This window comes from Martelella mediterranea (genome assembly GCF_021021415.1).
Classification (GTDB): domain Bacteria; phylum Pseudomonadota; class Alphaproteobacteria; order Rhizobiales; family Rhizobiaceae; genus Martelella; species Martelella mediterranea_C.
In genome coordinates, this window is record NZ_JAINWJ010000081.1 from 1 (window position 1) to 7,953 (window position 7,953).

Annotated in this window: 9 protein-coding genes; 6 read left to right on the forward strand and 3 right to left on the reverse strand. The window is 63.0% G+C overall.

What is annotated here, in order from left to right:
- Positions 1–325: 325 nt before the first annotated feature.
- Positions 326–1,144, reverse strand: a complete 819-nt coding sequence (murI, locus tag K7H91_RS25065; RefSeq protein ID WP_230722901.1) for a glutamate racemase — start codon at positions 1,142–1,144, stop codon at positions 326–328.
- On the reverse strand, positions 1,125–1,922 hold the full coding sequence (locus K7H91_RS25070; RefSeq protein ID WP_230722893.1) for an RNA methyltransferase: 798 nt from the start codon (positions 1,920–1,922) through the stop codon (positions 1,125–1,127). The genes murI and K7H91_RS25070 overlap by 20 nt, the downstream gene beginning before the upstream one ends.
- 133 nt (positions 1,923–2,055) lie before the next feature.
- Here K7H91_RS25070 and recQ point away from each other — a divergent pair, with 133 nt between their 5' ends.
- On the forward strand, positions 2,056–3,870 hold the full coding sequence (gene recQ, locus K7H91_RS25075; protein ID WP_330166044.1) for a DNA helicase RecQ: 1,815 nt from the start codon (positions 2,056–2,058) through the stop codon (positions 3,868–3,870).
- A 24-nt stretch (positions 3,871–3,894) separates the two neighbouring features.
- Here recQ and K7H91_RS25080 read toward each other — a convergent pair whose 3' ends face one another.
- Complete coding sequence (locus K7H91_RS25080; RefSeq protein WP_230722895.1) at positions 3,895–4,335, reverse strand: VOC family protein; 441 nt, start codon at positions 4,333–4,335, stop codon at positions 3,895–3,897.
- A gap of 441 nt (positions 4,336–4,776) precedes the next feature.
- On the opposite strand from K7H91_RS25080, the gene rplM reads away from it, so the two are divergent.
- The 5 genes from rplM (at position 4,777) to K7H91_RS25105 (ending at position 7,706) form a co-directional block, all read left to right on the forward strand.
- Positions 4,777–5,241: a 50S ribosomal protein L13 gene (gene rplM / locus K7H91_RS25085; RefSeq protein WP_230722896.1), complete on the forward strand. Its 465-nt coding sequence runs from the start codon at positions 4,777–4,779 to the stop codon at positions 5,239–5,241.
- Complete coding sequence (gene rpsI, locus K7H91_RS25090) at positions 5,241–5,720, forward strand: 30S ribosomal protein S9 (RefSeq protein WP_230722897.1); 480 nt, start codon at positions 5,241–5,243, stop codon at positions 5,718–5,720. Before rplM ends, rpsI begins: the two co-directional genes overlap by 1 nt.
- Before the next feature lie 119 nt (positions 5,721–5,839).
- Complete coding sequence (locus K7H91_RS25095; protein WP_230722898.1) at positions 5,840–6,457, forward strand: GntR family transcriptional regulator; 618 nt, start codon at positions 5,840–5,842, stop codon at positions 6,455–6,457.
- Between the two features lie 215 nt (positions 6,458–6,672).
- Positions 6,673–7,257, forward strand: a complete 585-nt coding sequence (locus K7H91_RS25100; RefSeq protein WP_230722899.1) for a biotin transporter BioY — start codon at positions 6,673–6,675, stop codon at positions 7,255–7,257.
- Positions 7,257–7,706, forward strand: coding sequence for a DUF1284 domain-containing protein (locus K7H91_RS25105; RefSeq protein WP_230722900.1), 450 nt, complete (start codon positions 7,257–7,259; stop codon positions 7,704–7,706). The genes K7H91_RS25100 and K7H91_RS25105 overlap by 1 nt, the downstream gene beginning before the upstream one ends.
- The last annotated feature ends 247 nt before the right edge of the window (positions 7,707–7,953 follow it).

Consider the following 7,953-nt stretch of genomic DNA (forward strand, 5'->3'; position numbering starts at 1 on the left):
GCTTTAACAATAGGCCGTTTTCAACAAACAATCCTCGGGCTCGACCCGAGGATCCAGGCAGCGCGCCTCAAGATCGGCGGCTGTGGTGGCTCGCTTACGGGCGACATGAGGTAAAGCGTTCAGATACTGGCGCAGCAGGCGTGCCTGGTTGCTCGGGTCAAACCCGAGCCATGAGACAAGATGGAGGGGAGAAAGCGATTGTCTAAAGACCGATCTCAGAGTGGCCTGGATGCTCGTGTCAAGCACGAGCATGACCCATCAGAGGATGCCGGGTCAGCAAAACACCGCGTCATACGGGAGCCGTCCCCGCCCCAATTGCGGTCGCTCAGAGCGCCCGGCGCGCGGCGATCTTGAGGCCGAAGCCCTGCATCAGTCGCACGGTTTCCGGGCGCAGGTTTTCGCTGGTGAAGATCACGAAGTCATGGTTCGGGCCGCCGTCGGCGGCGGCCGTCGATGGCCCCAGCACGCGCTTGGCCTGCATGGCGATCGCCTCGGCGGGATTGAGCCAGTCCACCGGCCAGGGGGCGAGTTTGCGGAAGCGGTTGGCGAGGAAGGGATAATGCGTGCAGGCCAGCACCACGATATCGGTGCGCCTGCCCTCCTCCTCCACGAAACACGGCGCGATTTCCGCCCAGAGCGCCGAATCGGCAACGGCAATGCCGCAGATATAGTCTTCCGCCAGCGCCGCCAGATAGCGCGAGCCGACGAGGCGGGCGTGGCAGTGCGTGGCGAAGCTTTCGATCAGCCCCTTGGTGTAGTCGCGCTTCACCGTCACGGGCGTTGCGAGCACGGAAATCAGGCCGGAGGCGGTGCGCTCGGCGGCCGGCTTGATGGCGGGCACGGTGCCCACGAAATCGGTTTCCGGGAAGCGTTCGCGCAGGGCCGCGCCGGCAAGCGTGAAGGCCGTGTTGCAGGCGATGATCACGCAGGCCGGACGGATTTCCTCCAGCAACTGCCCGAAGAGCCGCAGCAGGTGATCCAGCAGCGCCTCCTCCTCCCAGTCGCCATAGGGGAAGGCGGCGTTATCGGCGATATAGACGAAGCGGCGCTCCGGCATCAGCATGCGCGCCTCCCGCAGCACGGTCAGCCCGCCAATGCCGGAATCGAAGATCAGAACCGGGCCGTCATCGCTCATCGCCGCCATCCTGGCCGCGCGGGTTCTTGCGAGTATAGCGATCAAGCGCGGAAATCACCCCGCGCACCACATGAATTTCCTGCGCGCTCATCGCCCTGCGGGTAAAGACTGCGCGCAGATTGTCGATCATTTTAGGCTTTTTGTCGGCGGGACGGAAATATCCCCGCGCATCGAGCGCCTCTTCGAGATGGGCGAACAGGCCGAACAGGTTTTCCTTGGTGGCCGGCGTTTGTTCGAGCGCCTGAAACGGCGTCGCGCTTTCGTCGTCCATGCCGGATTTCATCCACTCATAGGACATCAGCAGCACGGCCTGGGCGATGTTGAGCGAGGCGAAGGCGGGGTTGACCGGGAAGGTCACGATCTCGTCGGCAAGCGCCACCTCCTCGTTCTTCAGCCCCCAGCGCTCGCGCCCGAACAGAATGCCTGAGCGCTCCCCTGCCCTGTGACGCGCGCGCAGCGTGTCGGCGGCAACCGTCGGCCCGCGCACCGGCTTGAAGCCGTCGCGGCTGCGGGCGGTGGTGGCGTAGACGAAATTGAGGTCGGCGATCGCATCCTCCAGCCTGTCGAAGACCTGAACGCCGTCGATCACATGATCGGCCTTGGAGGCGGCGGAGCGCGCGCTGTCGCTCGGCCAGCCGTCGCGCGGCTCGACGAGGCGCAGTTCGGCGAGACCGAAATTGGCCATGGCGCGCGCCACCATGCCGATATTCTCGCCGAGCTGCGGATTGACCAGAATGATCACGGGACCTTCCGCGATAAGCGGACGCTCGCTGTTCGTGCCTGCCATGCTTTCCTGCCTTGTTTCCTCGCTCCGGCTTATCGCTCTCACCGCCGCCGAATGCAAGAAAAAGCCAGTGGGCAGAAGCTTTCCCGCACGCTGGTGACTTGGCCTTTGGCGCATGCGGCGTTATGGCTTCTTCATGTCAAACCTCGCCGATCCGCTCTCCATCCTGAAATCCGTTTATGGCTATTCCGCGTTTCGCGGCAAGCAGCAGGCTGTTGTCGAACAGTTGGTCGCCGGCGGCGATGCCGTTGTGCTGTTTCCGACGGGCGCCGGCAAATCGCTCTGCTATCAGGTGCCCGCGCTCTGCCGGCCGGGCGTCGCGCTGGTGGTCTCGCCGCTGATCGCGCTGATGCGCGACCAGGTGGAGGCGCTGAAACAGCTTGGCGTGCGCGCCGCAGCACTGAATTCGACGCTTTCGCGCGAGGAATATGGCGCGATCCGCCGCGGGCTCGACAATGCAGAGCTTGACCTCCTCTATGTGACCCCGGAGCGGATGGCGACGGCCGGTTTCCGCGAGATGATGGCGCATGTGAAGATCGCGCTGATCGCGATCGATGAAGCCCATTGCGTCTCGCAATGGGGCCATGATTTTCGCCCGGAATACCGCGCGCTTGACGCACTGAAGGAAATCTTCCCGGGCGTGCCGCGCATGGCGCTGACGGCGACCGCCGATCCGCATACCCGTGAGGATATCATCGAGCGGCTGGCGCTTCAGGACGCGGCGGTTTTCACCACCTCCTTTGACCGCCCCAACATCACCTACGAGATCATCGAGCGTGACCAGCCACGCCGGCAATTGCTGGACCTTCTCTCCCGCCACAAGGGCGACAGCGGCATTGTCTACTGCTTGTCGCGCGCCAAGGTGGAGGAAACCGCCGAATGGTTGAACGGGCAGGGCATCCGCGCGCTGCCCTATCACGCGGGCATGGACCGCGAGCGCCGCGACGCGCATCAGGACGCCTTCCTCAAGGAGGAAGAACTTTGCCTGGTCGCCACCGTCGCTTTCGGCATGGGCATCGACAAGCCGAATGTTCGCTATGTCGCCCATCTCGACCTGCCGGGCTCGGTGGAGGCCTATTATCAGGAGACCGGCCGCGCGGGCCGCGACGGGCTACCGTCCGAGGCCTGGATGGTCTACGGCATGGCCGATGTGGTGCAGCGCGGACGGATGATCGACAACGGCAACGCGGTCGAGGAAATCAAGCGGGTCGAGCGCGCCAAGCTCAACGCGCTGCTCGGCATCTGCGAAACGTCGGGCTGCCGAAGGCAGGCGATCCTCGCCCATTTCGGCGAGGCGCATCCGGGCGGCTGCGGCAATTGCGACACCTGCCTGAAGACGGTCGAGACCTGGGACGGCACGGAGGCCGCGATCAAGGCGATGGCGGCGATCTACCGCACCGGAGAGCGCTTCGGCGCCGGTCATCTGATCGACGTTCTGACCGGCAAGGAGACCGAGCGCACCGAACGCTTCGGCCATGCGCAAATGCCGGTTTTCGGCGCGGGCAGCGACCTGCCGGTCAAGACCTGGCAATCGGTCTACCGGCAATTGCTGGCGTCCGGCCTGATCACGGTCGACCACGAGGCTTATGGCGCGCTGAAGCTGATGCCCGAGGCGCGCGCCGTGTTTCGTCACGAACGACCCGTGCGGTTTCGCACCGACCGGCCAACGCGCGGCAAGACTTCCGGCTCATCCAAACGCGCGACTGAAAAGCGCGCCGCAATCCCGGAGGAGAACCGCGCCCTGTTCGAAGAACTCCGCGCAACCCGCACCGCCCTTGCCAAGGAAAACGGCGTGCCGCCCTATGTCATTTTCCCGGACACGACGCTGATCGCGCTTGCGGCCGAGCGGCCGACAACGCCGGACGCCATGCTCGCCGTCTCCGGCGTCGGCCAGACCAAGCTGCAGCGCTATGGCGAGGAATTCCTCGCCGTCATCCGCGCACATGGCTGACAGCGCGCGGACGCGCCCGCCCCTCTAATCCGGCAGGGTCATATGTCCGTTTTCATCGAGCGGCGAAAACGGATTGAAGGCCACCTCCCACAAATGGCCATCCGGGTCGGCGAAATAGCCGCTATAGCCGCCCCAGAACACTTTCTCCGCCGGTTTTGCAATTCGCGCGCCGCAGCTTTCGGCGAAAGCAAGCGCCGCATCCACCTCGCTCTCCGAGCCGACATTATAGGCGATGGTGACGCCGGAGAAGGTCGGCTTGTCGCCTGAGACGCCCTTCAGACCAGCATCCTTCGCCAGCGCCTGCCTGCCAAAAAGGCCAAGCACGATGCCATCAAGCCCGAAAAAGCTGACGCTTTCCTGCGAGGCTGACGATTTCTTCCAGCCCAGTCGCTCGTAAAATGCCGTCGCCACCGCGATATTGTCGACGCCCAGCGTGATCATGCTGATTCTGCGGTCAAATGCCATGGGGTTTCCCTCCGATTTTGTTCTGCATATGTTCTTATATTTACTATCAGATGTAAAGGGCTTAATCGGGCGTCGAGGTAACGCATAGAAGTGTCCTGATACGCGTTACTCACGCCGCCTATCGCGCGATATTCTGTCGTCGGCCCTCCCCCTCACCCGCCGCGCGTTACCCTCGGGTCAAACCCGAGCATGGGGAGATCGGCAGATAAAATCGCTCAACAAAATACGGTATCATTGTACCGTATTTTTAAACTACTGATTTTATTGAAGTAAATTGCATAGACGCCACTCTTTAGCTCTTGACCAATTTCAGCCCTGGCTCTATACCACCGCCAGCATATCCGGCCAGACCGACTATGCCGTCAGGCTTGGGCTTCACCCCAAGCAAAGCAACAAGAAACGTCCACCCTTCGGGGCTGGATCAAAATCGAGAGCAACATAATGGTTACCTTCTCCCAGAAGCCCGCAGAGGTGGAAAAGAAGTGGATCGTGATCGATGCCGAAGGTCTCGTCCTCGGCCGTCTCGCCACCCTCGTCGCCATGCGCCTGCGCGGCAAGCACAAAGCCACCTACACCCCTCATGTTGACGACGGCGACAACGTCATCGTCATCAATGCCGAAAAAGTCGCCATGACCGGCAAGAAGTACACCGACAAGATGTACTACTGGCACACCGGTTACCCCGGCGGCATCAAGGAACGCACTGCGCGCCAGATCATCGAGGGCCGTTTCCCGGAACGCGTCATCGAAAAGGCTGTCGAGCGCATGGTTCCGCGCGGGCCCCTCGGCCGTCGCCAGATGAAGAACCTGCGCGTCTATGCCGGCACCAACCACCCCCATGAAGCCCAGCAGCCCGAAGTGCTCGACGTTGCCAAGCTCAACAAGAAGAATGTGAGGAGCGCATAATGGCCGATCTGTCCGATCTGAAGACGCTTGGCGACGCCGCGACCGCTGAAGCAACCCCCGCCGCTCCGGTTCACGAGCGCAAGGTCGACGACCTCGGCCGCGCCTATGCCACCGGTAAGCGCAAGGACGCCGTCGCCCGCGTATGGGTGAAGGCCGGCACTGGCAAGATCACCGTCAATGGCAAGGATTTCTCCGAATATTTCGGTCGTCCGGTGCTGCAGATGGTCCTCCAGCAGCCGATCGTCGCCGCTGCCCGTGACGGCCAGTTCGATATCGTCGCAACGGTTACCGGCGGCGGCCTTTCCGGCCAGGCTGGCGCTGTTCGCCACGGCATTTCCAAGGCTCTGACCTATTTCGAGCCGGGCCTGCGTTCGGTTCTGAAGAAGGGCGGCTTCCTGACCCGCGACAGCCGCGTTGTCGAGCGCAAGAAGTACGGCCGCGCGAAAGCCCGCCGTTCGTTCCAGTTCTCCAAGCGCTAAGCGCGCTTCGCGATCACCGGATTGTCCGGGAAGACTTATGGAAGGCGGAGCCTCGCGGCCCCGCCTTTTTTGTTGCAATCGGCTCGACCTCAATCGCAACTCGGATTATCTATAATTCCATGACCAAGGCCGAACCCATCGCCACCCGCATCGGCCGGGCGCTAGCCGAACGGATCGTCTCCGGCGAGATCGCCGCCGGCGCGCCGCTGAGGCAGGATCATATCGCCGAGGAGTTCGGCGCAAGCCACGTGCCGGTGCGCGAGGCGTTTCGCCGGCTCGAGGCGCAGGGGCTGGTTGAAAGCCAGCCGCGCCGGGGCGTGCGCGTGGCCGGCTTCAGCATGGAGGAGGTCCGCGAGATCGCCGAGATGCGCTCGGCGCTCGAAGTGCTGGCGCTCCGCAATGCCGCGCCTCATCTCACCAGCGCCATTCTCGATGAGGCCGAGGACGCGACCCGTGCCGGCGATCAGGCCCGCGACGTCCAGGCCTGGGAAGAGGCGAACCGCCGGTTTCACCGGCTGATCCTCGCCCCCTGCGGCATGCCGCGGCTGATGCGCAGCATCGATGACCTTCACACAGCGAGCGCGCGCTTCCTGTTTTCCGGCTGGCGCGCGGAATGGGAAACGCCGACCGACCGCGACCATCGCGCCATCCTTTCGTCGTTGCGTCGCGGCGATCTGGAAGCCGCAGCCCTTCTCCTCGGCCGCCACGTGCAGTGGATCGGGCAAAAGCCCGCCTAGTTATACACAGACCGCGAGACCCGCTGAAGCGCCTGAGCCGCGTGCTCTTAACCGGCCACGTCCCAAGGCGCGCGCCCTCTATCGCTCCTCGTTATTTCTCCGTACTCCACAGCACGCTTCGTTCAGGCGAGGCGCGGGCTTGCGTTGTTTGCCGTTATGTGGATTCATTTAGAGATAGATTCTAAATTTTATCTATAATTTGAAAGGTGTCCTTCATGCGTCCATTCTCATCCGCGCTCCTGCCGGCTTTCAGCCCGCTTGCGCCACAAAACCGCAGTCTCGCCTGGAAAACCGCCGCGGTGGTGCTTGGAACCCTGTTCCTGGCGCTGTCCTCCTATATCGAAGTCCCGATGGTTCCGGTTCCCATGACGATGCAGACCTTTGCGGTAACGCTGGTTGGCGCGCTTTACGGCTGGCGGCTTGGTGGACTGACCATTGCGGCATGGTTGGTGGAGGGCGCGCTGGGCCTGCCGGTTCTGTCTGGCGGCGCCGCGGGCTTTGTCCATTTCATCGGGCCCACGGGCGGCTATCTGTTCGCCTTCCCGGTCGCCGGCATGGTCGCCGGCTTTCTGGCCGAGCGCGGCTGGAACGGGCATCGGGTCGCCCTCGCCTTCCTCGCCATGTTTGCCGGCAACGCGCTCTGCCTGCTGCTTGGCGCTGCCTGGCTGTCACTGATGATCGGCGTCGGCGCCGCGTTTACGGCCGGCGTCCTGCCGTTCCTGATCGGCGCTGTGCTGAAATCGGCGCTCGCCGCCGCCGTGCTGAAGGGTTTTTCCCGCAATCCCAAGCGCGCCGGCTGATGACGGTAAGGCTGCGCCCGCATCATCTGCTCTGCATGCTCACCTATGCCGGCAAGGGCTACAGCCCCGCCTTCACAGCCAACATGACGGTGGTTGTGGAGCGGATTGCGGGCGGCGAGCCGATCGAAATCGTCTCGGGGCCGGACGATATCTGCAGACCGCTGCTATCAGAGCCCGATCCGCATTGCCAACGGGAAAGTGTGCAAGTCCGCGATCGGCGGGCCTCGCAAGATGTCGGGCAACTGCTTGGGGTCGCGATTTCTGCGGGCGAACTGCCGGCCCTCGCCGAAGGCCGGCTGGACATGCTCCGGCAAGCCTTCCGAGACGGAAAAATCCGCGCGGCCTGCCGCGACTGCGAATGGCAGGACCTCTGTGGAGGCATTTCAGACGATGATTTTGCGGGAACGGCTCTCAAGGAAGCCGGCCGGAAAGCCGGCATACCAGGCTGACCACAAAAGAACGACTTTCACAAAGAAGGCGGCGTCTGCCCGCCGCCTTCTGTTCGATGACAAACCTATGGATGTGCAGTTAGACACCGTCACTAACCCTCCCCACAGGCGTCATGCTCGGACTTGATCCGAGTATCCAGGCAGCTTAAGCCATTGAATTTCAGAAGACTTATTGCAATCCCTCGCCGCGTTGCCTGGATCCTCGTGTCAAGCCCGAGGATTGTTTGTTTGAAGAGGTGTTATGATT